The 23,115-nt window shown below is 46.0% G+C and carries 18 protein-coding genes; 10 read left to right on the top strand and 8 right to left on the bottom strand.

The window, feature by feature from the left end:
• Positions 1-160 precede the first annotated feature (160 nt).
• Both WA381_RS18720 and glnK read right to left on the bottom strand, forming a co-directional pair.
• A complete protein-coding gene (locus WA381_RS18720) occupies positions 161-1,408 on the bottom strand; it encodes an ammonium transporter (RefSeq protein ID WP_014948004.1) in 1,248 nt (415 codons plus the stop codon).
• Positions 1,409-1,440: 32 nt separating this feature from the next.
• Positions 1,441-1,779, bottom strand: coding sequence for a P-II family nitrogen regulator (glnK, locus tag WA381_RS18715; protein ID WP_012516988.1), 339 nt, complete (start codon positions 1,777-1,779; stop codon positions 1,441-1,443).
• A gap of 242 nt (positions 1,780-2,021) precedes the next feature.
• Between glnK and WA381_RS18710 the strand changes: the two genes are divergently transcribed.
• On the top strand, positions 2,022-2,876 hold the full coding sequence (locus WA381_RS18710) for a hypothetical protein (protein WP_156085824.1): 855 nt from the start codon (positions 2,022-2,024) through the stop codon (positions 2,874-2,876).
• Positions 2,877-2,925: 49 nt separating this feature from the next.
• Here WA381_RS18710 and WA381_RS18705 read toward each other — a convergent pair whose 3' ends face one another.
• Complete coding sequence (locus WA381_RS18705) at positions 2,926-3,645, bottom strand: AraC family transcriptional regulator (protein WP_014975463.1); 720 nt, start codon at positions 3,643-3,645, stop codon at positions 2,926-2,928.
• Positions 3,646-3,873: 228 nt separating this feature from the next.
• Between WA381_RS18705 and WA381_RS18700 the strand changes: the two genes are divergently transcribed.
• The 3 genes from WA381_RS18700 (at position 3,874) to WA381_RS18690 (ending at position 7,310) form a co-directional block, all read left to right on the top strand.
• On the top strand, positions 3,874-5,517 hold the full coding sequence (locus tag WA381_RS18700; protein WP_156085823.1) for an endonuclease: 1,644 nt from the start codon (positions 3,874-3,876) through the stop codon (positions 5,515-5,517).
• A 212-nt stretch (positions 5,518-5,729) separates the two neighbouring features.
• Complete coding sequence (locus WA381_RS18695; RefSeq protein WP_156085822.1) at positions 5,730-6,653, top strand: DUF808 domain-containing protein; 924 nt, start codon at positions 5,730-5,732, stop codon at positions 6,651-6,653.
• A 372-nt stretch (positions 6,654-7,025) separates the two neighbouring features.
• Positions 7,026-7,310 (top strand): hypothetical protein, encoded by a 285-nt coding sequence (locus WA381_RS18690; protein ID WP_014975460.1) that lies wholly within the window; start codon positions 7,026-7,028, stop codon positions 7,308-7,310.
• A 268-nt stretch (positions 7,311-7,578) separates the two neighbouring features.
• Here the strand turns inward: WA381_RS18690 and mrcB are convergent, their stop codons facing one another.
• Complete coding sequence (mrcB, locus tag WA381_RS18685) at positions 7,579-9,930, bottom strand: penicillin-binding protein 1B (protein ID WP_014975459.1); 2,352 nt, start codon at positions 9,928-9,930, stop codon at positions 7,579-7,581.
• A 267-nt stretch (positions 9,931-10,197) separates the two neighbouring features.
• Here mrcB and WA381_RS18680 point away from each other — a divergent pair, with 267 nt between their 5' ends.
• Positions 10,198-11,481: a lytic murein transglycosylase gene (locus WA381_RS18680; RefSeq protein WP_156085821.1), complete on the top strand. Its 1,284-nt coding sequence runs from the start codon at positions 10,198-10,200 to the stop codon at positions 11,479-11,481.
• A gap of 88 nt (positions 11,482-11,569) precedes the next feature.
• On the opposite strand, the gene WA381_RS18675 is transcribed toward WA381_RS18680, so the two are convergent.
• Together WA381_RS18675 and hrpB are read right to left on the bottom strand one after the other, a co-directional pair.
• Positions 11,570-12,382, bottom strand: a complete 813-nt coding sequence (locus WA381_RS18675; protein ID WP_156085820.1) for a DUF4198 domain-containing protein — start codon at positions 12,380-12,382, stop codon at positions 11,570-11,572.
• Between the two features lie 194 nt (positions 12,383-12,576).
• The gene (gene hrpB, locus WA381_RS18670; RefSeq protein ID WP_156085819.1) at positions 12,577-15,273 is read right to left on the bottom strand and encodes an ATP-dependent helicase HrpB; all 2,697 of its coding nucleotides are present in this window, start codon (positions 15,271-15,273) and stop codon (positions 12,577-12,579) included.
• A gap of 156 nt (positions 15,274-15,429) precedes the next feature.
• Here hrpB and thpR point away from each other — a divergent pair, with 156 nt between their 5' ends.
• On the top strand, positions 15,430-16,083 hold the full coding sequence (thpR, locus tag WA381_RS18665) for an RNA 2',3'-cyclic phosphodiesterase (protein ID WP_156085818.1): 654 nt from the start codon (positions 15,430-15,432) through the stop codon (positions 16,081-16,083).
• 185 nt (positions 16,084-16,268) lie between these two features.
• Positions 16,269-17,123, top strand: coding sequence for a formyltetrahydrofolate deformylase (purU, locus tag WA381_RS18660; protein WP_156085817.1), 855 nt, complete (start codon positions 16,269-16,271; stop codon positions 17,121-17,123).
• Between the two features lie 111 nt (positions 17,124-17,234).
• On the opposite strand, the gene WA381_RS18655 is transcribed toward purU, so the two are convergent.
• Positions 17,235-17,675 (bottom strand): hypothetical protein, encoded by a 441-nt coding sequence (locus WA381_RS18655; protein WP_039225121.1) that lies wholly within the window; start codon positions 17,673-17,675, stop codon positions 17,235-17,237.
• 148 nt (positions 17,676-17,823) lie between these two features.
• Positions 17,824-18,342: a YgjV family protein gene (locus WA381_RS18650; protein WP_156085816.1), complete on the bottom strand. Its 519-nt coding sequence runs from the start codon at positions 18,340-18,342 to the stop codon at positions 17,824-17,826.
• On the opposite strand from WA381_RS18650, the gene WA381_RS18645 reads away from it, so the two are divergent.
• The 3 genes from WA381_RS18645 (at position 18,341) to WA381_RS18635 (ending at position 23,104) form a co-directional block, all read left to right on the top strand.
• Entirely contained in the window at positions 18,341-18,526 is a 186-nt protein-coding gene (locus tag WA381_RS18645) for a hypothetical protein (protein WP_014975451.1), read from the top strand. The genes WA381_RS18650 and WA381_RS18645 overlap by 2 nt on opposite strands.
• 69 nt (positions 18,527-18,595) lie before the next feature.
• Complete coding sequence (locus WA381_RS18640; protein WP_156085815.1) at positions 18,596-20,785, top strand: M3 family metallopeptidase; 2,190 nt, start codon at positions 18,596-18,598, stop codon at positions 20,783-20,785.
• A 408-nt stretch (positions 20,786-21,193) separates the two neighbouring features.
• Positions 21,194-23,104: a methyl-accepting chemotaxis protein gene (locus WA381_RS18635; protein WP_061439211.1), complete on the top strand. Its 1,911-nt coding sequence runs from the start codon at positions 21,194-21,196 to the stop codon at positions 23,102-23,104.
• The last annotated feature ends 11 nt before the right edge of the window (positions 23,105-23,115 follow it).

Below are 23,115 nucleotides of genomic sequence, written 5' to 3'. Positions count from 1 at the left end.
ACCTCCAAGTCATCGACTCACCACCACAATGAGTCGGACAGTGCTTTCGCACTACGCGCCATGCCCGGCGCACAACGAAAAAAGCCCCGCATTAGCGGGGCTTAAACGAAGTAATAAGGCATTATTGTTATTGTTGTTTCGTTGCCTAATCGAGACTCTCTTACGAACGGCTGCTTGTGAAGTCTGGGTATGCTTCCAGACCACATTCGCTCATGTCTACGCCGTCGAATTCTTCTTCTTCGCTCACACGTACACCCATAACCGCTTTAATCACTAGCCATACCACTAGGCTCACTACGAATACCCATACAAAGATAGTCGCTGCACCAATTAGCTGACCAGAGATGCTTGAACCATCGTTAGTGAAAGGTACAAGGATAAGACCTAGAAGACCTACCACGCCGTGAACTGAAATTGCGCCCACTGGATCGTCAATCTTAAGCTTGTCTAGTGCAACAATGCTAAGCACTACTAAAATACCACCAAGGCCGCCGAACAAAGTAGCTTGTAATGGTGTAGGTGTTGAAGGCTCTGCTGTAATAGCCACAAGACCGGCTAGTGCACCGTTAAGTACCATAGTTAGGTCAGCTTTACCGAATAGAATGCGTGCTACGATAAGTGCAGCAATTGCACCACCAGCAGCTGCAGCATTTGTGTTCATAAATACAATCGCTACTGAGTTTGCACTTTCAACAGTTGCAGTAGCCAGTACTGAACCGCCGTTGAAGCCAAACCAACCCATCCACAGGATAAATGTACCTAAAGTTGCAAGCGGTAAGTTTGCACCTGGAATCGCGTTTACTTTACCGTCAGCGGTGTATTTACCCTTACGAGCACCAAGCACAAGAACACCAGCAAGAGCAGCAGCTGCACCAGCCATGTGAACAATACCTGAACCTGCAAAGTCAGAGAAACCAAGGTCGCCAAGCGTATACATACCGAATACTGCTTCGCCGCCCCATGTCCAAGCACCTTCCATTGGGTAGATGAAGCCCGTCATAACAACTGCGAATGCTAGGAATGCCCAAAGCTTCATACGCTCAGCTACCGCACCAGATACGATAGACATTGCTGTTGCAACAAATACTACTTGGAAGAAGAAGTCAGCAGAAGGTGCATATGTTGCTGGCTCTTCAGCGACACCTGTTGCGCCATCAGCCATGATACCGCTTAGGAATGGACCCCAGTCGCCGCCACCGTACATAATGCCGTAACCGCAAATCATGTACATAGTGCAAGCGATAGCGAATAGCGCCACGTTTTTAGTTAGAATTTCTGTGGTGTTTTTCGCTCGAACAAGACCTGCTTCAAGCATCGCAAAACCTGCAGCCATCCACATAACCAGTGCACCGCAGATTAGAAAATAAAAGGTATCTAGCGCATACCCAAGTTCAAAAGTGATTTCCATTATGGTTTTCTCCGCAAATATATCGTTGTGGCTTACAGCGCGTCGCTATCCGACTCACCAGTTCGAATACGAACGGCGTGTTCAAGGTCGTAAACAAACACCTTGCCGTCTCCAATTTTGCCTGTTTTGGCAGCGCCAACGATGGCTTCTACCAGGCGCTCTACTTGATCATCCTGAACAGCAATTTCCAGTTTGACTTTAGGTAGAAAATCCACCTGATATTCCGCTCCGCGGTAAAGTTCAGTGTGTCCTTTTTGACGTCCAAAGCCCTTCACTTCGGTCACGGTCAAACCGTCGATACCGATTTCTGAAATGGCTTCACGAACATCATCTAGCTTGAACGGCTTGATGATCGCTGTGACTAGTTTCATGAGTTGCTCCCAGTTTGTTTTGGTTATTCTGTGATTTATGGTCGTGTTTCCAACTATGGGAAGATAAACCAAGAGCCATGCCACAAATGATTAGCCAAATAAATCAAATACATACAAGCAAACGCTTCATGAACGCACAAAAATAATGCACACTAATGGTGCACTGTTAAAAATTTGCCCAATTTTGAAGCGGTATGAGGTTGCGGTAAGGTGAGAGGACTAAAAAGTGCGATGAAATTAGGATGGAACTATTCGATAGGGCCCATGGTCTGTTGTTTACTATGACGACTATCACCCCATCTTTCTTTGCGCCTGAGCGCAGCATTGAACACCATTCCGTTGCAAAGAAAATGGCGTGGCGCCCACTATTAATTTCGGGCTGTGCACATGTGTTTGGGGTCATCGTAGTGGTCATACTTTCTCAAATGGGCATCAACAACCAAAAAGCACGAGTAAATGTTTTGGAGCGAACGCCGGAGATAAGCGCCAGACTGTACTATCCCCCCGTTCCACGCCCTTCTGCCCAAGCTAAACCACAAGAAACTAAACCAATCGATGTTTCCCCTAAAAGGCAAGAAATTGAGTTGAAGCCTGACGCAACCAAAGCGACTGAAGCACTTGATAGTAAGAATGAAATTGTAGAAAGCCCTGCGCCCAAGCAGCAGAAAAATGCTGAGCCCGATACACAGCAGGTACCCATTGAAAGTAAGCCGACTAGTACACTGCCGTCGCCCACTTTATCAAAAGACGCAAATCGGCGCGCAGGCTCGTTGAATCTGTCGGTAAAAGATGGCGCCGCCCTCTATTTTGAAAAGTATCACAGTGACAAAGTCGCTGAAGACGCAGAACAAGCAGCAAAAGCATTTCAAGAGCGTAAAAATAGTCCTGTGCTTAGCGGGCCAAGCTCACAGCAAATACAAGCTAATGAAAATCGACGCCCTTCAAAACGCGTAAACTGTAGCAGTACGACCAATAAAACTTTGGCGATATTGAGTGGAATTGCTGGTGGAACCTTAGAATGCACCAAAATGGACGACCACAAACGTTTTATAGAAGCCAGAGTCAATAAACTTCCTAAAGACGAAGAGATTAACTAGTTGTCTCTATCAACGATTTACCGTCATGTGAGGTAAGCCCTTATCACAGTCACTTTCTTTTGAAAAACTTAGGGGGTCGCCCGAAATACGCTTTGAACCGGCGACTGAATGCTGCAACATCTTCATACCCTGTTAGCTGAGCTATACCCAACATTGGTGTATCGGTATTTCTAAGTAGTGCTTTGGCCTTTTCCATCCTCACTTTTACAAGGTAATCTCGTAAACTATGCCCGGTGGCTTCTTTAAAGCGTGTTTTGAATTGCGTTGTTCCCATGCAGGCTATCCGTGCTAACTCCACCTGTGTAAAGCCTCGGGCAAGGTCGCGATGAATATGGCTTAATACAGGAGTCATTCGCTTATCCATGCTGCATCCTTTCAAGGATGTTTCTAGCAAGGTTAAAAATAGCGCCAGTATTTCTTCATGGCCTTGGTCAGCAAACTGGCTAATTTGAATCTCTACAAACGATAAAAACGCCTGTAATGCGGACGTTACCTGAAATATCGGGTGCAACCTGTCATTTAAATTAACTGGCACATACTCCAAGTCCGCCACAATAAATTTTGACAGTTCGTTAGCGCTAAAATAATGGACCTCATTCGGCGCTATGCATACGCCTTCGCCTACGCCTACCCGCCCGCTAAAATTATCGATTTCTATCAAGATATGTCCGTTGATGGGCAGCACTAACTGAAAGTAGTTGTGTTTATGGCGGCACGTTTGCTTCGTATATGAGCGTACGGATAGCGATGGAATTGGGCTGTCAGTCATTTTATTGCTCCCAACAGTCCATAATAGGTAGTACTGATCTTTTGCCTAACTCACCGTTTATTTGCATCTATTTCCTTGCCGTTAACTCAGTACTCTCTGCCGTTAGATTAAGCACTTTTATTCATTTTGTCACAAATACGTGCAATATTTGATACGCCTAGGAAGGCGTCGAACACTACGTTTAAGGAATAAATATACATTTAAAATAAAGACAATAACGGAAAATAAATGAATATAAACTTACGTCAAATAGTCGGCTTGGCAGGTGCGTTTTTACCCGCTATCGCCATGGGTCAGGTCTCCAATGGAGACTTTGAAACATGGACGTCTGGCGCACCTAATTCATGGTCAACTATCGACTCCGGCATTAGTGTAGCTGAAAACTCGGTCTACTCATTCTCGGGAAGCAAGTCTGCTGCAGTTACCGTCAATACGACAACACAAGGTTCAACTGACTTCCGTCAGACAATCAATGTAACCGCCGGTCAAAATTATGAATTTTCAGTGAGGCTATATCACACTGAAGGTGCTGTAAAAGCACGCCTATATGTAGACGGTTATCAAGGTTATTCTGACAACAGCTTAACCGGAAACTGGCAACAGCTTACTTTCTCTTATTCCGCTACAGCGTCAAAAGAGATTGAGGTGGGGTTACGCTTTTATGATCAGACTGGCTTTGATGGGTCAGAAACCGTCTATGTAGACGCATTCGAGCCGACTACGCTTGGGTCAGGTGGCAATAACGGTGGTGGAAGTTCGTGTGCAAGCCATTCAGGCGTTTTGAACTTAACTACCGACAATTACGGCAGTGAAACCAGTTGGCAAATAACTAACGCAAACAACCAAGTTGAAGCCTCTGGCAGCAGCTACGCTAGCAACCAAAGTTATACTGAAGCGGTTTGCCTTACTGATGGAGAATATACCTTTACCATTAGTGATGCCTATGGCGATGGAATCTGCTGCTCCTATGGCTCTGGCAGCTATAACTTGCTAATAGAGGGCGTGTCTGTTGCTAATGGCGGCTCTTTCGGCGCGAGTGAAAGCACCAGCTTTAGCGTTGGCACAACGAGTGGCGGTGGCAGTGGTGGTGGTTCATCAGAACTCACTGGTTACTATGCAAGTGCCAACGGTCTGTCAGGCTATACGTTAAAAACCGAGCTTTACAACATTATCAAAAATCATAATACACAAAGCTATGGCGACCTTTGGACATTCTATATTTCATACACAAGCGACAGCTACTATGAAAATGACGGCTCCATTTTGGACATGTATTCAGAAAACCCAAATGGTAGTGACGCTTACAGCTACACGGCTGGTTCTGACCAGTGTGGCAGCTATAGTGGAGAAGGCAGTTGCTATAACCGCGAACACGCCTTCCCGCGCAGCTGGTTTGGCGGTGCAGTCTCGCCGATGAATACTGATGTTCATCACGTTTTTGCAACCGACGGCTACGTTAACGGTCGCCGAAGTAGCTATCCGTACGGTGATGTCGCAAGTGCTACTTATACGTCATCGAATGGTTCCAAACTGGGCGCTGGCTCTTCTGCTTCTGGTTATACAGGCACAGTTTTTGAGCCCATCGACGAGTTCAAAGGTGACTTCGCTAGAGCGTATTTCTACATGGCGACACGTTATGAAAACGTCATTGCAAATTGGGAAACGAATAGCACCTATGGCGACGCAGTGTTGAATGGTACGAGTGATCAAGTATTTGAAAGCTGGTTCTTAACTCTGCTTTTAAGCTGGCATTCTCAAGACCCTGTAAGCCAAAAGGAAATCGATAGGAATGACGCTGCCTTCAATTTCCAGAACAATCGAAACCCTTTCGTTGATCATCCAGAACTGGTAAACAACATTTGGGGTAATTAACTTCAACATGAGAAGAGCACGAGCGTGCTCTTCTCAACTCACACTTCCTCTGATTTCGCCTTTTCTGTTGGAGATAGCCCTGAAAACTGCCTAAAAAGAACCGTGATTTATCGGCATTATTCCTGATTGTATATTACCCATGTTTTAAGTACGCTAAGCTGCTATTTACTGGGGATTACTCTAACTGTAATACATAACAAAGGATATTCGACGTGGCCGCAGCTAACTTACTTGCCCTACTTGATGATATAGCAACGTTAATGGACGACATCGCAACCATGTCGAAAGTCGCGGCGCAAAAAACAGCGGGCGTCTTGGGCGACGATTTAGCGGTAAACGCCGACCAGGTCCAAGGCGTTAAAGCAGACCGAGAGCTACCTGTTGTATGGGCAGTAGCAAAAGGCTCACTTATTAATAAAGCAATATTGGTTCCTGCGGCATTAGCCATCAGTGCTTTTGTGCCCTCACTTATAACCGTCCTTTTGGTACTGGGCGGGTTATATTTATGTTTTGAAGGTGCAGAAAAACTGCTGCACAAATACCTTCCCCACGAAGATGAAGAGAAAACACGAGAAGCCAGAATAGAAGCGCTTACCCACGAAGATGTGGATATGGTAGCGTTTGAGAAAGATAAAATTAAAGGCGCTATACGCACCGACTTCATACTATCTGCTGAAATCATTGTTATTGCATTAGGTACTGTGACCGATGCAACACTTACTACGCAAATTGGTGTGCTAGTAGCATTAAGCTTAGCCATTACCCTTGGCGTTTATGGGCTGGTAGCGGCACTAGTTAAAATGGACGATGTTGGGCTTTACATGCTTCGCAAGTCGTTAACAGGTTCAATGAACACCCTTCAACGATTTATTGGCAGAGCGTTATTAGTTGCCGCCCCCGCATTAATGAAAACCCTTGCGGTTGTAGGCACTGTTGCTATGTTTTTAGTCGGTGGTGGCATCCTCACCCACAGCGTTGGCTTTTTGCACGTTATTACCGACTGGTTTACCGCACTTATTCCAGACGCATCGCTGGTTATGTCTATACTTGCTGATGGTGTTGTTGGTATTGCTGCTGGTGTGATCATTGCGCTAGTAGTGACAATGGTTTCACAATTGAGAAGTAAAGCGTCCTAGACCTATTCACTCTTTTATACATTGGCGGCGCCGCTCTTCTTTATAGACTAGCGCCCCTATTTCTGACCTTTCTCATGGTCACCAGTGTCGCTGCGCAAGTGTTAAAAAATTTGCGTTAGTCATTTTGACCACCTCTACATTAAATTCGCTAAATTTTAGTATTTCTTTAATCCCCCAATTCCACCTTCATTTTTTATCAAAAGTTAAAATTTACTAAATTCATATACTTACCTTATTTTTACGAGTTGGCACATCCCTCGCTATAAACTAATTGTTAATTGATAACGACTTATTATCGAAACCTTTAGCAACATGATAGCTGCCACGCAGTATGTTCAAGTGCAGTGTCTAACTTAATTTTTGGAGATTACTATGTTTATCGGTCGCAAAACTTTCACTGCACTAACTTTAGCAACTAGCGTATTGGGCGCATCAGCGTTCGCTGACGACACTCAGAACAACATTGTTTCGCATACAGATTTTATCGTTGAAAGCGCCATGCATGACGTAAAGCAGAACTTGGACCTAGGCGTGACTTATGACGTGTTAACTGCAAGCCATACGTTTGAGCCAGAAGTAGAAGAAGCAAATGCATTGGTTGCTGACATCACTATTACGCCGATTGAGCCTATCAGCTCAGACGATAACGACGCATAAGGAGAATGCACATGTTAACCGCCGCAACCTTATTTATGGTGGTACTCGGACCGGTTATTGCGTTTGTAGTCAGTGCGCTGGTGTTTTCAACAGCGCGCCTATTCCTTCAGAAAGGTCACTGAAAACGCAATAAAAACAAATAGGAACCTAACCGACTACCGCTAAAAGATTTGCCTTCCCTGGGCCTTTTACTCCAGAGGGAGATAGAAAGCACGGACTGTATCCCAGCCAAGTGATTGTGTTTTCTATCTTCTTACTGGAGTTTTTTTCATCCGAATATCCGTTCCCACCAGCTTTTATCATCCTTGTCGCTGTCTTTGTCTACAGGACGGCCTGAACAATCTTGTTGAGGTGGAGGAAGCACATCCAAAATAGCCGGTACGCTTAAACTCCCAGCACATCCTGCAACCACAACCGCGCCGGTCTTGGCGTCAAAATGTGCAATGCCTAAGCCTTTTGGGAAACGCCTTGATAATGACTTGGGTGACTGAGATTTCATGTAGTTTATAAAGACGGGCAAGGCCCCACCTGCACCGGTCAAATTAACCGGTTGGTTGTCATCATTGCCTACCCAAACCGTAACCACATTGTTTCTATCGAAGCCACTAAACCAGCTATCGCGGTAATCGTCTGTGGTGCCCGTTTTGCCAGCCATATTCACATTCCCAAAATTCCAACCGATGCGCTTCGCAGTACCTTCGGTGGTTACTTTATACAAGGCATAGTTGAGCAAATAGGTTGCTGCTTCATCGGTGCGCTGAGCAAAAAACTCCGCCTTTTTCCAAAGCAGCGCGTTATCTGCTGTTACTACAGAAGTCACCGTATGAAGAGGTATGTAACGCCCATCATTTGATAAGGTCTGGTACATTTGGTTTGTACTAAATGGTGTCAATTCAAAAGCACCAAGGGTCAACGACGGTACTTTATCTACGGGGGTGGTTACCCCTAATCGCTCTATCGTATCGGCTAGCGCATCAAGCCCTATCTGCATGCCTAAATTAACCGTAGGTATATTTAAAGACTCGACTAGCCCTTGAAGTAAAGGCACCTGGCCTCTGAATTCTTTATCGTAGTTTTGCGGGGACCAGGTTTTTCCATTTCGACTTTCAAGGGTAATGGGCTCGTCTTTAAGCGGCGTTGCCAGGTTAAATTGTGTAGGATCTTCTAGTGCGGTTAAGTAAACCGCAGGTTTAATCAACGAGCCTATAGGGCGTTTTGCGTCTAGTGCTCGGTTAAAGCCTTTGAACGCAAAGTCTTTTCCGCCAACGATGGCGCGTACTTCACCACTTGCACTATCTGTGACTACCATTGCGCCCTGTAATGGCACTTTCCTGTCTTTTTGCAAACCGTCTAGCGTACCCGACAATGCACTTTCAGCGCGGCGCTGGGCTACGATATCAAGTGTTGTAAACACTTTTACGCCCGAATCTCTTAAGCTAGGCTCAGCCAGAATTTCATTGAGTTCCCGACGAACCTGCTCCATGAAAGCAGGGTGTTTACCGCTTGCTAGGCTCGCCCCACTGGCGAGCCCTAACGGCATATTCACAAAACGTTCGTAGTCTTGACGACTAATTTCATTTTCATCAAACAGCATGCGCAGCACTAAATCACGACGCTCTTTCGTGCGCTCAGCATATTTGCGTGGGTTGTAATAAGATGGGCCTTTAATAATAGCAACCAACGTGGCTATTTCGGGCGTACTTAGCTCGTTAGCTGGTCGGTCAAAATAGAAATAGCTGGCAAGTCCAAAACCATGTACGGCCATATCGCCATTTTGCCCCAAAAACACTTCGTTTAAGTACGCTTCAATAATTTCTGATTTGCTGTAACGGGCATCAATGATCACCGCCATAATGGCTTCTTTTGCCTTACGCACAATGGAGCGCTCACGGGTTAAAAACATGTTTTTAACCAGCTGCTGCGTTAGCGTACTGCCGCCTTGAACCGTTCGTCCGGCTGCAATGTTTGCCATTAGAGCCCGCAATATTGAAAGCGGCGCAACGCCATGGTGATTATAAAAATTGCGGTCTTCCACCAGGGTTAGCGCTTTTGGCAACATTTCAGGAATGGTGTCTAACGTTACCAGCATACGGTCTTCTTGAGAGCCACTTGTCATGCGCGTCACTAACCAGGGTTCTAGCTTTGCAGAACCGTAAGGGCGACCTTGTGACTTGTCATAAATTTCCCCAATACGCGCGCCCTCCCACGTTATTACTAAGTGACGCAAAGGCTCTGCGCCTTCTGGAAACTGAAACGCGCGGCGCTGTACAGTCAGCACCTTATTTTGATAGCTGTATTCACCGCTACTGTCGGCAAAGGTTACCTTGCGGTAACCCAGCAAATTAAGCTCATCAATGACTTCTTGGGGCGTTATCTCTTCACCTTTGCTGATTTCCAACGGACGGGCGAAGATCTGCGCGGGAACTTCCCATTTATTTCCAGAGAACGCATGCTTAATTTGGGCGTCAAGGTAGAAGGCATACGCCCCAAGCACAACCAAACCAATAAGAGTGACTCGCCAAAACAGTTTGAAAAACCACGAGCGCTTGGCCGAGCCTTTGCCATTGCTTGATGCTTTACTTTTTGAAGATGGATTGTCTTTTGTCTGTCTTTTTGCCACGTGAAAACGCCATGAAGATCATTGAGGATGACATCGCACATATTGCGATATGGATTTAACGAACGCCTTTAAAACGTTAGTTTTAATAGTATCAACATTACCATTCGGGCCGCCTCTCAACAACTGTTTCCAAATATGCACACTCCGAATTTGTATACTTCTGAAACGTCCCATGGCGCTAATATGTTGAAGGACTAAAATGAATTTTACTCGCGTTTCACGGTCACAATGCGATAGCATGCTGGCAAGTAACACAGGAACCGTACTATGCGCTTAGCTTCATTTAAGTCTTCTTTTTTCTCTACTCGTTCGCCTAAAGGGGCCAAGTCTTACGCCTCATTTCTTCGACCGTCACTTCGCACGTCTATGGCGCTGCTTCTCGCGGGTGCGACAATGAATTCAGCGCTAGCCAATGAACAATTCGCTAGCTGCACTGCAGCGCTTGCTGATAAAGCCAAGCAGGAAGGGGTTAGCCAGCAGACTATCGATGATGTGTTTCCTCGTCTTGTTCACCAAGATCGTGTGATTGAGCTAGACCGAAGCCAACCAGAATTTGTACAAACCTTTCCGGGGTACTTCAGCAAGCGCGTTACCGACTGGCGTACCGAAAAAGGTAAAGAGATGTATGCAAAGCACGACAAGCTTTTGCATAAGCTAAGTGAAAAATACGGCGTGCCTCCTCATTATCTGCTTGCTTTTTGGGGGCTAGAAACAAACTTTGGCTCTTACAAAGGCAAAATGCCGGTACTCGATTCGCTTGCCACTTTAGCGTGTGATAAGCGACGAAGCACCTACTTCACCCAAGAGTTTCTTGTTGCTGTGAAATTAATGGAGCGAGAGAAGCTGCAAAAAGAAGACATGATTGGCTCGTGGGCCGGTGCCATGGGGCACACCCAATTTATGCCTTCGGCCTATACCCACTACGCTATTGATGGCGATGGCGACGGACAAATAAACTTGTGGGCAAGTGAAGAAGATGCGTTGTCTTCTGCGGCAAACTTTCTTGCCAACTTGGGTTGGGAGCGCAGCTTCCGCTGGGGTCGTGAAGTGCAACTGCCTGAGAACTTTGACTATCAAGAGTCAGGCTATAAAAATAGAAAATCTCTCAGTGAATGGCACGCCCAAGGCGTGAAAAAAGCTGATGGTTCTGAATTGGGCGAAGGCGATACTACAGCCTATGTTATTGTGCCAGCTGGTCACAACGGCCCTGCCTTTATCGCCTACAAAAACTTCCGCGTTATTATGCGCTGGAACAACTCAGAGTTTTATGCCATTGCCGTAGGTGTATTGGCCGACCGCATCGCTGGCGCGTCTGGCATTAAAGCCACGTTACCTGATCTACCTGCGTACAATCGCAAAGATATTATTGCCCTTCAAAGCAAGCTGAATGATTTGGGCTTTGATGTGGGTAAGCCTGACGGCATTATTGGCCCCGCCACCCGCGAAGGCATTCGCAATTACCAAATCAGTAACAACATGATTGCGGATGGGTTCCCAGGACTTGAAGTGATGGCTGCACTTAATATCGACCTTGAAACGACGACTTCTTAAATTTCATATATGATGCGCCATTTCTGGCGCGCATTCACTGTTTGGTATTTTCAGTGGCCTACAAGGTGTAAACCACTCACTTTGTTGGTTACTGAAAGTACTCAAACGTTAGGCTCGAAAAATAGGTTTCGAAATCTGCAGCCGAGCTATTTGTAAGTGGGACTCCCCAAACTGTATTCAGAATTACAGGTCCTTCGACGTCAAATTTAAATGTCGCCTTGCCCTCACTATCCGTTTTAACCGCTTGCTCTTTAGCGCTGTGATCAACCAAGGAATACGCATCGATAAGCGCGTTACTCAAAGGCTTACCTTTAAATAATACCTGAACAGATAGCGTGTTTCCTGCAAGCTTGTAAGGATGTTCAAGAGGCACTATTTCCAATGTGTGGCCAATGGGTTTTAATACGTTGTTCGTTACCGTATCGCCAACTTGCACAATGGTTTTCGCCTTTCTAGAGTACAGCTCTTTGCCGGCGATATCGTTTTGTCCCCTTGCCTCGCGGTGCGCCAATACCTCAGTTAAGCCTTCTTCTTTTGCATACTGATTAAACTTCTTCGCTTTTAATGTGCTTGTGGCGTGATAGCTTTCAAACCCTATGACGTGAGTACCGGATGGGAGCTTGGTTGTTTTTGCCATGCCCGGCAGCATTGAAGTTTTAGGTACAACACTGGCAGCCATATCAGTTACACCGTCAAAAGAGTAGGTGCGCAACGCGACTATTCTATCCCATGCAAGGTTCCAATGAGAGGTATCTTCCTTATGACCCACTTTAAACTGCAATGCCAGCGAATTCGGTTCTTGAGAACGATATGCTGTGGGTTCTAGCCAAAAATCGTGAGCTTGAACGTTAATTGAAGTAGCAAATAAAAAAGCAGCAGTGGCAATACAAGATAGTTTCATTGCGTAGTTTAACCTGTAAATAAGAGTGAGGTTTCATACTCCAACTTAGCGCAAGTTTCAGCGCACGACCACTGTCGTAAAAAACATACTGTGTACGAAACTGGCATATAGGAAAATGGCGTATAGATACTACTTTTGTTTAAAATAAACAAAAATCACCTGAAAACGATGGTTCGTGTAGCCGTATCAGCGCGCTACATATGCTTTTTTGTTTTGCTGGTCGGCGATGCATTTGCGGGGTCATCTGGCCAAAAGTGTTTTGGATAGCGCCCCTTCATTTCTTTTTGTATTTCCTTATAACTGCCATGCCAAAAGGCGGCTAAATCACTGGTGGTTTGTAATGGCCTACCTGCTGGCGACAGCAGCTCACATACAACGGTAATTCGCCCACCCGCTATCGTTAATGGCGTGCCTTGAGAATATAACTCTGGCATTTTGACCGACAGCACCACATCTCCATTATCGCGATAATCCAGGCTAGCCTCTCTGCCGGTTGGAATAGTCACGTGAGTTGGCAAGAGTGTGGCTAAGGCATCTTGTTGAGGCCAAGAAAGACCATTATTCAAGGCTGTTTTCCACGGTAACTGCTTAAGGTTTTTGATGTTTTTACAGTTTTTTAAGACGGGTGCTAAACTGTCTTTGGCCTCGTGCACGAGAGCGTTCAATGACAACGGCCACGGATCGGGTTCATCGAAGGCTTTGTCTTGTGGCAAATTGAGCTTCCCAGCCATTGCCACTCTTCGCCACCATTGCCAGTCTGCGTCAGAAAGCGGCCAGCTTGATAGAGGAAGTGAATCAAGATAGGCGAACCATGCGTTGCATAACGCATCATCCCAGAATGCTTTTTCACGACTTTTTTCCTGTCCAGAAACCGGTATGCTATTTAACGTTATCTCATAAAAGCCCGTACTTACTCTGGCTTCCATTACCCCAGTATCGCTGTTAAGAATAACGCTGCGCTTTTCTTTGAACGCGTCAGGAAAGGCTAAACGCAACCAGCTTTCAGGCACTGACTGTGCCAAGCGTATTGCCACCGTGCTTTTTATCAGCTGCCCATCAAGCACTGCCAGCCATGGTCCATCGCCATTTTCGCTCTCATTAAAAATGGACGCACTGCCAGCGGCAGTGAGCTCTGCACCTTTGCCACTTGCCAGCTTGTATTCGACTATACCGGTCTTAGGCTTACCATTTGTTGTATTCGAGCTCTCTGCCGATTTATCTGACGCACTGCGCCTATAGCCCACCTGCAAAGGAAATGCGATAGCGATACAAAGCCCAAGGGCTTGCTCGTCTAGTTCGTTAATATCAGGCTTAAAGCGTTGTGCTTTTCCTTCATTATTTTGCACGTAGCGCGCATAACGGGTAGCTTGCTGTGTAAGCTGACTGCGCGTGTTGCTATTGGCGTGGAGCAGCGCATCCATGACATTTGTTGCGCCACCTACACTGATATTACTCTCGCTAAGAGCCACAACAAAGGGAGCAGCGTGGCGAAGCGCTTCGTTGTCATCAGCACTAAGTCCATCAATCCCTTGTTTAACGGTCAGCAATAAGTGGGCTAAATGGGGCTGACAGGGTAACTGGGCCAGCGCTCTTCCATAGGGAGTAATGCTGGATTGTGAGATAGCATTAACCCGCTGAAGCTTTTGTTGTGCAACCTGTTGCTGCGCTTGTGTAGGCTTCGTCAACAATGCCAAGGTATCTGGGCTACTGCCCCAGGCTAAGGTATCAAGCAAAAAGCTACTTAAGTCTTCCTTTTCAATTTGCGCCGCATTGTGTTTGGCCAAACGCTCGAAGCTGCTTTTGCTACACAAACGATAGCAGGTTCCGGCCATTACACGCCCCGCGCGCCCCGCTCTTTGAATGGCGGATGCTTGCGAAATGCGCTGCTGGGTAAGCGCAGTTATGTCACTGGACGGATGATACTGAGCACTGTTTTCCCATAGGCTATCAATAACCACCGTCACGCCTTCAATGGTAAGACTCGTTTCAGCAATATTGGTAGATAATATGATTTTTCGTCTGCCTTGCGGGTCTGGCGTAATAGCGGCTTGTTGCACAGATTTACTCAACGCTCCATAGAGCATGTGAACGTCTATGCCCGCACTCTCAGCAACGCCTTTTATATCCTTAGCAACGGCATTAATGCTTCCTCGCCCAGGTAGGAAAACCAAAATATCACCGTCGTGTTCGCCTACTGCCTGCTTTATGATATTGCAGGTTTTGGGTACTAACTCATGCGCCTGCACATCTTGTGTGTAGCGAATGTCAACGGGAAACATGCGCCCTTGCGTATTCAAGTTCACTACTGGCAGTACGCTATGCGCATTGAGCAACATTTGAAGGGGTGCTACATCCAAGGTAGCCGACATTACAACTAATCGTAAGTCATCGCGAAGCCCCGACTGTACTTCAAGCGCTAGTGCCAAACCGAAGTCACTGTGAATACTGCGTTCATGAAATTCATCGAATACAATAGCAGCTACCCCAGCAAGCTCAGGGTCTTGCTGAATCATGCGAGTCAGCACCCCTTCGGTTATGATCTCAAGCCGAGTGGCAGACGATGTTTTCGACTCCCCCTTAATGCGATAGCCAACCGTTTCGCCCACATTTTCATCTAATTGCCTAGCTAAATAGTCCGCAAGGTTTCTCACCACCACGCGCCGTGGCTGCATAAGTAATATTTTTCCTTTAAGCGATGATTTCAGCAGTGACAAAGGAAGTACGGTGGACTTTCCCGCGCCCGGAGGAGCCCCTATGATGACGTTGCTAGCGGCTACAGCTTCTTCAAGCGGCGTAACGAGTTCATAAGCGGGTAAGTGAGAAAACGGCTGTAACATAAAGGGCATAAAGGTGTTATAAGTTGATGGGTATAGTGTACCTGATTTGAGCAATGCACCCGAACATCACTGCTATTTTTTTAAATTTGGCAAATAGCTTAATACTTGCGTCTTGTTTTGGAAATCGCAGGTAGCGCCATGATAAGCTTAAGTTTGTTTGGACATTAACGTGATGTACAAGCTAAAGGGCAAATTGGAAGGAGGAAAGCTATGCGAAGCTTTATTGGTTTAGATCTTAGCGCCACAGAAAAACTTGCTCTAGATAGCTGGCGCCAACAGGCATTGCCTGAAGTTATGCCTCGGCAATGGGTAAAAAGCGAGTCTACCCGTTCTCGAAAGTCTACCAATGCGCGCTACGAGCACACCAATAGCCAAGGGCCCGCGCAACCGTACGCAGTGCCGGCGGCGAACTTCCACATAACGCTTAGCTTTTTAGGTGAGATAAATCATCGGCAGCACGAAGCGTTGGTGTATGAACTCGATCAGCTTGTGAGCGAACCCTTTTCTCTAACCCTCGATGCGACGGGATTATGGAACGGTCCTAAGATACTCTTCGCTTCGCCGACAGATGCGCCAAAGGCGCTAGGTGAACTCGCCAAATTGTCGCGAAAAGCAGCCCGCAAGGCGGCAATAGAGGTAGAAAGCAGAGAATATAAGCCTCACGTTACGCTTGTCAGAAAGGCTACGTCGAGCTTGCCTCTTCCCCTTTACAGCCCCAGTGTAGACGTTCACGTTTCGGCATTTCACCTTTTTGAGTCTGTCTCTACACCGCAAGGGGTAGTCTACCCTATCCGCCAGTCTTGGCCGTTGAAACACAATATGTCGGTGAGAGAAAAGCTGCGCCGAGGGATAACCGACGAGTAAAGGCAAACGCAATACCGTGCTGATTTGGGTAAACTGATGCCCATTTGACTCGCACCTTTTCAGCTTAAGACCTCGTGTGATTATGAGTTATAGCAATTTAAGCTGGTTTTAAATTACCTATAGCCTTTACAACGCCTAGCGTCACGGGTAAAAAGATAGCCTGTTTTTTTATTCAAACTGCCCACATGCAACAAACATTTAGATTAGTTATAGACTGCCCTGACCAAATCGGGCTAGTTGCCAGCGTGTCGCAATTTTTAGCCGACCATAACGCTACCATCGTTGAAGCCAGCCATCATACCGATTTACAGACTGGCCGCTTTTTCATGCGCCATGAAATTAGTACCGACTCGCTAAAGTTAGATCATCAAAGCTTTGTTAAAGAGTTCACCCCACTTGCTAACGAATATCAGATGAACTGGAAGCTGAGCGACTCTAGCAAAAAGCAGCGCGTTGCGCTGTTAGCTAGCCTTGAGTCTCACTGTTTAGTTGACCTGCTTCACCGCTGGCACACAGGCGAACTACACTGTGATATTCCGGTGATTATTGGCAACCACCCGCAAATGAAACAGTTTGCAGACTGGTACAAAGTCCCTTTTCATTGGGTAGACTTTAAAGCGTTAGGTAAAGAGACCGCTTTTGCTCAAATCACGACCTTACTTCAAGAATACAAAATTGATTTGACCGTGCTTGCCCGCTTTATGCAAATTTTACCTGACACGCTTTGCCAAGAATTGGAAGGCAAAGCCATTAATATTCACCACAGCTTCTTACCCAGCTTCGCAGGCGCTAAGCCATACCAGCAAGCCTATGATCGCGGCGTAAAGCTAATCGGCGCAACCTGTCACTACGTAACTAAAGATTTAGATGAAGGCCCTATTATTGAGCAAAGCGTTAAGCGTATTAGTCACAGCGACAGTGCAGCTGATATGGTGCGTAAGGGTAAAGATTGTGAAGTAACGGCATTAGCTCATGGCGTGCGCTACCACTTAGAAGACCGCGTGATTATTCACAGAAATAAGACCGTGGTGTTTGCGTAAGTTTTTACACTGATAAAATAAAAAAAGCCCGCGAGTAAACATTACTTTCGGGCTTCTCTTTACACTTTTTTCGCTCTACACTTTTTTTGCTTTACACTTTTTTCGCTTTATTTAGACATTCTTTTTTACGTTGTTAAATCCATCATCACCAAGCACCTCTTGAAGTCTCGCTTTTATTACGGCTTCCTTATGAGGGTAGTGAAAGTCAAACCCTTTACCGTTGCCGCTTTCCAAAATGACTCCAAGGTAATGGTGAGAAAAATTAAGCGCATAGATAGTATTGGCGTTCACCCTGAGGGGTTGGCGATCAAGTCCCTGTAAAAAGTGAAACACCACAAAATCACCATCTTTTTCTATCAATTTTTCAATGGGATATCTATTGCCGAAGCGCCTGCTTCTTAAATAAGAGAAAAAGCCTATACATAGCCCAACACTACCTAGGGTAGCCGCTAGTTTAACTTCACCTTCTGCAGTGATATTTAAAATAAAAAGAGCCAGTAGAAATACTGGAACACCAAGAAATAGTGCCTTGTCGATGGGTTTGCGTTGCATCGTCTTCCCTGTGAAATTTTGATTCCCTTTAAAGACGCAATAAATCACAAAGCGGCTATGGTTTCAATACAAGCAACGGTTTCAATACGTCCACTTTCTTGTCATTAGGTTAGTGCAGTTATCGGTCTGACATGAACTACTTTACGCTTCAAACAGGGCTGGTGCGCATGGCACGTCTTAGCTTCATGTAATACCACAGGTTCGAGGCTGCAAACAGGGCTTCAGTAATGGCTAATCCCCACGTTTGCGTAATTATTCCGTACGCAGTGAAGTTGATGGAGCCAATAATCATGCATACCCTTAAACCCGCTTCCTTACAGTGAAGTTCACCAAACCGGTACGCCATAAAAGTTAACACCGGCATAGCTTCAACTAACGATGTTTTACCGATTAGGTTATTCACCGTCAGCACAATAACCATCATAGAGATTAATGTAATGTAGGTTGCCACAGGAGACAGAAGTTTTTGTTTTATTAAACGATAACTGGTACTCAGCCCCGCCACCGTAATTACTACAGCTCCTCCCCACGCTTGCTCGAAAACCAAAAGTGAGCCAATAGCAATACATAACCCTAAATTCAGTAGCAGTAATTTACGTTCAGTGTTCGACCAAAAGGAAGCCAAAGCGAATGCAACGGGAAACGCGTGAAGAAGTAATTCAAACATGATGATCACAGTAAAAAAGTCAGTGGTTTACGAGCTGCGGAAGACAGCTATTCAGAACGCGCGCAGTGTAATTTCCAACCAGCATAAAGCCAATCAAAATTTGACCAATTTCGACGAATTGCATATCAGCGCGATTTCTCTTCAAACCGCTGTGCTGCAAGGAATTACGTTAAAGAGCATTTAACTTATTTTTACATTATCTTAAGATGGTTTTTGTCATAAAACGTATAGATAAAAACAGACAGGAAAACTCATGGGTAAATTTAAATCATCACTCACCGCTATGGCGGTTGTGGTTGCACTCGGTGCATGTTCAGAACAAAAAGCACCTGAGACCACCAGCACAGATGTACAAAATACAGCGACATCTCAACAAGCACAGTTTGATAACGTGCTGCTTCAAGAGTTTAAAGGCCCGTACGGTGGCGTGCCTGCTTTCGATAAAATGAATTTGGAAGATTTGAAGCCTGCGCTAGAAAAAGCCATGGAACTGAATCTTAAAGAGATCGAAGCCATCGCAAATAACGAAGCGCCACCAACCTTTGAAAACGTCATTGTTGAAATGGAGCGTGCAGGTGCAGAGCTTGGTCGCGTATTCACGTATTACGGCATTTGGAGCTCAAACAAGTCTAGCCCTGAATTCCGCGAAATTCAGGCCGAGATGTCACCAAAACTGTCAGCTTTCTTCACTCAAATTACGCAAAATGAAAAACTATTTGAAAGAGTGAAGACGGTGTACGAGTCTGATGAACTGAAATCGCTCACGCCAGAAGAACAGCGTATTACGTGGATGACATACAACAGCTTCGCGCGCAACGGTGCGACGTTAGATGGCGAAGCGAAAAAGCGCTATGCTGAAATTAACCAAGAACTTGCTACGCTGCACACCAAGTTTTCTAACAACGTGCTAGCAGACGAAGAAAACTACGTTACTTATATTACTGAAGACCAGCTTGACGGCCTACCTGCCTCATTTGTAAAGGCAGCAAAAGCGGCTGCCGAGTCTCGTGGCGAAGAAGGTAAATACGCGATCACCAATACGCGTTCGTCTATGGACCCGTTCTTGACCTACTCAACCAATCGTGAGCTTCGCGAAAAGGTATGGCGTACTTATTATAACCGCGGTGACAATGCCGACGATTTTGATAACAATGACATTATCAAGCGCATCCTAACCCTTCGAGATGAGCGCGTTGAGCTGTTGGGTTACGAAAATTACGCACAGTGGCGTTTAGAAGATCGTATGGCGAAGAACCCAGAAAACGCCATGGATCTGATGATGAAAGTATGGCCTGCCGCTATTGCTCGCGTTGAAGAAGAAGTGGCCGACATGCAAGCCATTGCCGATGAAGAAGGTGCAGACATCACTATTGCACCTTGGGACTACCGCTTCTATGCAGAAAAAGTGCGTCAGGCGAAATACGACCTGGACTCAAACGAAGTAAAGCAGTACTTACAGCTTGATAAGCTGCGCGAAGCGATGTTTTACGTTGCAGGTCGCTTGTTCAACTTCAACTTCACACCTGTTGAAGAAGGCAAAGTACCCGTTTTCCACGAAGACGTGAAAGTATGGGAAGTAACTGACAAAGACAGCGGTGAGCATATCGGTCTTTGGTACCTTGACCCATTCTCACGCCAAGGTAAACGCTCTGGTGCTTGGGCAACGACGTATCGCTCTTACACCACGTTCGATGGCAAGAAGACCGTATTGTCTTCAAACAACTCGAACTTCGTGAAAGGTGCTGATGGCGAAGCTACACTTATTTCGTGGGATGATGCTGAAACCTACTTCCATGAATTTGGTCATGCTCTTCACTTCTTAGCGTCTGACGTAGAATACCCGTCTTCGCATTCTGGCGTACGCGATTACACTGAGTTCCAGTCTCAGTTATTAGAGCGCTGGTTGACCACCGATGAGGTAATCAACAACTATCTGGTTCACCATGAAACAGGCGAGCCAATTCCAGCAGAACTAGTTGAGAAGATTAAGAAGGCCTCAACCTTCAATGAAGGCTTCAAAACCACTGAGTACATGGCTTCTGCCATTATGGACCTGAAGTATCATACTACCGATCCTAGCAAGATTGACCCTGATACTTTTGAGCGTGAAGAGCTTAAGAAGCTTGGTATGCCAGAAGAAATCGTTATGCGTCACCGTTCACCTCACTTCGGTCACGTGTTCTCGGGTGAAGGTTATGCTGCGGCCTATTACGGCTACATGTGGGCAGAGGTTCTTACTGCTGACGCAGCAGAAGCCTTTATGGAAGCACCGGGTGGTTTCTACGATAAAGAAGTAGGCGATCGCTTAGTGAAATATCTATTCGCCGTACGTAACGCAATGGATCCAGCTGAAGCATATCGCAAGTTCCGTGGTCGTGACGCCAAGGTAGACGCATTGATGCGTGACCGTGGTTTCCCTATTCCTAAGGAAAGCAAAGAGTAAGTTAACGTCCTTACCCTTCCTAGGTCCTGTTGTTATTCGCTGTACATCAAAGAGCAACAGGCCCTAGCTGTGGCTAATTAAATATTTAGCTTCAGTACGCCATTGGCCCTCTTGTTTTCTTCGTAAAGCAGAGGGCTTTTTTGTAACTGACGTTTTTGTAAAGCCTCATCTTTCTATTGACCTATTGGTCAATTATGCTTCACAATCTCTTTGCCCTAGCAAAAAGTATAAACTTTGCAGGGAAAAGGTCGATAACTTGTCTGCGCTTTAAAAATAACAATAGCACTAGCGTAAGAATCAGAGAGTAGTACTGACCCGCCTAGGACTCAGTATCAGACGTTGCTGTGCCTGCAATGCCACGTCACCCTTGATCATAAATTTCAGCATTAACTTACGTGGTCGAAAGTCATGACTTTCAGTATAAAACAAAAACTCATTATTTCTCTTATTGTGGCGGTGCTCGCTGCTGCTATTCTTGTAGGTTCTATTAGCCAATGGATTGCCCGTGATCTCGTTAAAGAGAACATGGAAGAACTTCAGCTTCCTTCATTACTTAAACAAGTTGGTAACCGAGTGGACAGGGAAGCAAGTGTAATGCTTACCGTTGCTCACGGCATTGCTTCTAACCCCGACATTCTTGCCTGGTCGTCGGCAGGCGCAGATAGCGCTGGCGAACGCCGTCTCCTTAGCTATTTAAGTAATATCGTTGAATTTAACGATTTAACGGTAGCCTCATTTGTAGACAGAACCACCTACAAATATTGGAACCAAGATGGTTTCTTGCGGGTGCTACAAAACGATGAATTTGATGGGTGGTTTTTCGCTTACAAAAATAGCGGCGAACCAATTTCACTAAGCCTATACAACGAACCGGGCCAAGGTTACCGACTTTTTGCGAATTACCAGCAAGTAAACGGCAGAGGTATGTCGGGTGTCGCTAAATCGGTCGATGAGCTGCTAGATATCATCAATGCGGTGAAAATTGCGCAAACCGGCTTTGTCTTTCTTGTTGACGGAAACGGCACCATTATCGCGCATCCCAATACCGAGTTATTAGGAAAGGCTAAGTTAGCGTCCATAAGCGATTCAAGCACATCAGGGCAACTACTCAATCGTCAGAGCTTTGCTATGGCCACCAGTGACGCGGCAGGCGACACGCAACTGTTTGCCAGTACCTATGTGGAGAAAGCCGGTTGGTACGTGGTTGCACAAGTACCCGAGCATGAGCTTTACGCATCACTAAATGCAGGCAGTCGCCAGATTATCATTTGGGCTTTGGTGATAGCAGGCGCTTTCGCACTTATTGGTATTTGGCTAGCAGGCACGCTTACCAAGCCACTTGAATCACTAGCCGATGTTTTCCAGCAGCTTGGCAGAGGACAAGGCGACTTACGCTCTCGTATTCCTATGCCAGAACAAAAGGAAATTGCCCGATTAGTGGAAGGGTTCAATAACTTTATTGATCACCTTCACGGCACCATTTCGCAAGTGGCGAAAACAAGTCACGCACTAAAGGCGTCAGCACAAGATGTTGCGAAGCAGTCTCATCAAACAGAAAACTCTACCAAGAGCCAGCGCGATCAAACCTTACAGGCGGCAGCCGCGTTAACAGAGATGGGCAGTACGGTAAATGAAGTAGCCCAGTCAGCTACCCATGCTGCGCAAAATGCGAATATGGCTACAACTAATTCCGCTCACGGTCGAGAAATTACCCAACGTGCAGTACACGCGATAAACGGTCTTTCGGGTCAAATTCAAGATGTGTCTCGGGTTATTCAATCGCTAGATGAACACACCGCAGCCATTGGCGGTATCCTCGATACAATTCGAGGTATTTCAGAGCAAACCAATTTACTTGCGCTAAATGCTGCTATAGAAGCAGCTCGGGCTGGCGATCACGGCCGAGGCTTCTCAGTCGTTGCTGATGAGGTGCGAACACTTGCACAACGTGCCGCTCAAGCGACTGATGAAATACAGGTGAAGATCGATAAGTTTCAGCAAGACTCTAAATCTGCCGTTTCGCAAATGGAGTCAAGTCGAGCACGCACAACCGATGTGGTAACCGCAACCAATGAAATAGACAAATTGCTTCAAGATATCGCCGAAGAGATTGCTCACATTAATGATGTGAACACGCAAGTGGCGACGGCTACGGAAGAGCAAGCCACGGTGGTTGAAGATATCAGTCGAAACATTAATGACATTAGTGCATCAAGTGAAGAAACCCTGAATGCGACTAAGATATTGGTTAGCGTGAGTGACAAGCTCGATGAACTGGCGCAAGAACTCTCGTCTGAAGTGAGCAGATTTAAGCTATAAGTTTACTTATG

The sequence above is a fragment of the Alteromonas sp. CH_MED4-4 genome, assembly GCF_037029575.1.
GTDB lineage: Bacteria > Pseudomonadota > Gammaproteobacteria > Enterobacterales > Alteromonadaceae > Alteromonas > Alteromonas macleodii.
Note: the sequence above shows the minus strand (reverse complement) of the source record. Positions and strands in the feature narration are given on the sequence as shown.

Coding starts and splice junctions, on each gene's coding strand:
- WA381_RS18645 (WP_014975451.1), top strand. CDS start 18,341: ATGATGATCACAGTAAAAAAGTCAGTGGTTTACGAGCTGCGGAAGACA.
- WA381_RS18700 (WP_156085823.1), top strand. CDS start 3,874: ATGAATATAAACTTACGTCAAATAGTCGGCTTGGCAGGTGCGTTTTTA.
- WA381_RS18720 (WP_014948004.1), bottom strand. CDS start 1,408: ATGGAAATCACTTTTGAACTTGGGTATGCGCTAGATACCTTTTATTTT.
- WA381_RS18650 (WP_156085816.1), bottom strand. CDS start 18,342: ATGTTTGAATTACTTCTTCACGCGTTTCCCGTTGCATTCGCTTTGGCT.
- WA381_RS18635 (WP_061439211.1), top strand. CDS start 21,194: ATGACTTTCAGTATAAAACAAAAACTCATTATTTCTCTTATTGTGGCG.
- WA381_RS18705 (WP_014975463.1), bottom strand. CDS start 3,645: ATGACTGACAGCCCAATTCCATCGCTATCCGTACGCTCATATACGAAG.
- WA381_RS18675 (WP_156085820.1), bottom strand. CDS start 12,382: ATGAAACTATCTTGTATTGCCACTGCTGCTTTTTTATTTGCTACTTCA.
- WA381_RS18690 (WP_014975460.1), top strand. CDS start 7,026: ATGTTTATCGGTCGCAAAACTTTCACTGCACTAACTTTAGCAACTAGC.
- purU (WP_156085817.1), top strand. CDS start 16,269: ATGCAACAAACATTTAGATTAGTTATAGACTGCCCTGACCAAATCGGG.
- WA381_RS18655 (WP_039225121.1), bottom strand. CDS start 17,675: ATGCAACGCAAACCCATCGACAAGGCACTATTTCTTGGTGTTCCAGTA.
- WA381_RS18640 (WP_156085815.1), top strand. CDS start 18,596: ATGGGTAAATTTAAATCATCACTCACCGCTATGGCGGTTGTGGTTGCA.
- WA381_RS18680 (WP_156085821.1), top strand. CDS start 10,198: ATGCGCTTAGCTTCATTTAAGTCTTCTTTTTTCTCTACTCGTTCGCCT.
- glnK (WP_012516988.1), bottom strand. CDS start 1,779: ATGAAACTAGTCACAGCGATCATCAAGCCGTTCAAGCTAGATGATGTT.
- thpR (WP_156085818.1), top strand. CDS start 15,430: ATGCGAAGCTTTATTGGTTTAGATCTTAGCGCCACAGAAAAACTTGCT.
- WA381_RS18710 (WP_156085824.1), top strand. CDS start 2,022: ATGGAACTATTCGATAGGGCCCATGGTCTGTTGTTTACTATGACGACT.